2 protein-coding genes are annotated in these 1,107 nt (G+C 78.7%); both read right to left on the bottom strand.

Annotated elements, in window-relative coordinates; all coding sequences use genetic code 11:
* Window positions 1-194: hypothetical protein (locus tag GPJ59_RS36430; protein WP_219672379.1), on the bottom strand; the 194-nt coding region annotated here is incomplete at its 3' end.
* Window positions 195-476: 282 nt separating this feature from the next.
* Window positions 477-899 carry a hypothetical protein gene (locus GPJ59_RS36435; protein WP_219672380.1) on the bottom strand — a complete coding sequence of 141 codons (423 nt, stop codon included), beginning with the start codon at window positions 897-899 and terminating at the stop codon, window positions 477-479.
* Between the last annotated feature and the right edge of the window lie 208 nt (window positions 900-1,107).

Genomic DNA, 1,107 nt, shown 5'->3' on the forward strand with positions numbered 1-1,107 from the left:
GCCGCGGCCCGGGTGGCGGCGGGCCCGGCGACGGCCGGCTCGGGGGCCCGGGTGGCGGGCTCCGCGGCCGGTGCGGAGGGCGGACAGGAGACGGCGGTGACGTGGTGCGCGGACGGGTGGTCCGGGCAGTCGGGGGCGACGACGAGCAGCACGCCCAGGAGAAGGGCGAGCAGCGCGGCGATACGGGAGGTCATGTCTCCTCCACGGCGGCGGTCTTGGGGACGGGCGGCCGGGTCTACGGGGCAGCGGTTGCGGCTACGGCTGGGCCGGAGTCACCGACCCGGCCGGGCCGGCGGGGCGGCGGCGGGCACCCGCGAGGCAGAGCCCGACGGGGCCTGGGGCGGGGTCAGCGGCGGGTGGCAGGGCTCGCACGACAGATGCGGCCTGCCACGGACAACCCGGTGCAGCGGCGGGGGGCACCTCCCGGCAGTGGCCGGTAAAGGGCGGGCGACCCGCTCTGCGTCGGCGGCCGGTTCCTAGATCCGCAGCACGGCGCCGGAGGCGCCTGGAGGGGCCGCAAACATGGCGGCGCGGGCGAGGAGGGCGGCGGTGCCGGCCGGGGCGGACGGGAGATCCGCGGCGGCCGGGCAGGGGGCGGGCTCGGCCGCAGCGTCGGGGCCCTGCTGCGGCAGACCGGTCACGCAGGTCTGGGCGGGGTGCGCGGCGTCCCCCGAGTCCTCGCCGTGGTGCCCGGCGAAACCGTCGCCGGCCTGGTGCCCGTGGAAGACGGCGGCCGCGGGCACGCCCGCGCCCGCGTCGAGGTGGCCGGCGGACCCTTCGGGGCTCGCGGCGTGCGTGTAGAAGAAGGCGAACAACAGGACGACCAACACCAGCAACCGCAGCGGACCCGCACCGGAGCGGGCCCGCGGGATGCCGGATCGAGGCACGTCCGTGACCATGCCGTGATCGTAACCGACCCTGATCCCCCACTCCCGCCACCCCCGAGCCAAACTTCGCCGACTGTCGGCCAGTTGGCCCCCGGGCCCGCCGGGGCCCGGCGACGGACGTCGCGAGCACCCGCGGGCGGGTGCCACGGGCCAACGGGACGCGGACTGTCCGCCGGCCGGTGCTCGGTGGCGCGGTGCTGCCGCGCTGGGCGAGCCGCCG

The organism is Streptomyces bambusae, from assembly GCF_019400985.1.
GTDB lineage: Bacteria > Actinomycetota > Actinomycetes > Streptomycetales > Streptomycetaceae > Streptomyces > Streptomyces bambusae_A.